The 288-nt window shown below is 59.4% G+C and carries 1 protein-coding gene; it reads left to right on the top strand.

The annotated features are described in order from the left end of the window. A partial coding sequence (locus PZH32_RS13915; RefSeq protein WP_275208859.1) for a hypothetical protein occupies window positions 1-288 on the top strand: 288 nt, incomplete at both ends.

Below are 288 nucleotides of genomic sequence, written 5' to 3'. Positions count from 1 at the left end.
CTCCCTCAAGGAGGATCTGTACGCCCTGGACGTCTACGTGTACCCGGCTGCCAACCACGACAATCCCCAGGATTACCAAAAGGCCGCCCCGTGTGGCAAGCTCTTCACCTCGTTGGACGAAGATCTGACGGTGACGCTCGACAAGGGCAAGGCCTCGGCCAGCACCGTGTGGGACACCACCACGGTGACCAAGAACGCCAACGGCGATTACTTACTTACCTGCAAGCTTTCCGATGCGCAGCCGGTCAGCTCTTTGAAGGGCTACAGCAAGACCGCCAAGCTCAACAG

Origin of the sequence: Adlercreutzia equolifaciens (genome assembly GCF_029076695.1) — a bacterium.
Classification (GTDB): domain Bacteria; phylum Actinomycetota; class Coriobacteriia; order Coriobacteriales; family Eggerthellaceae; genus Adlercreutzia; species Adlercreutzia equolifaciens_A.
Note: the sequence above shows the minus strand (reverse complement) of the source record. Positions and strands in the feature narration are given on the sequence as shown.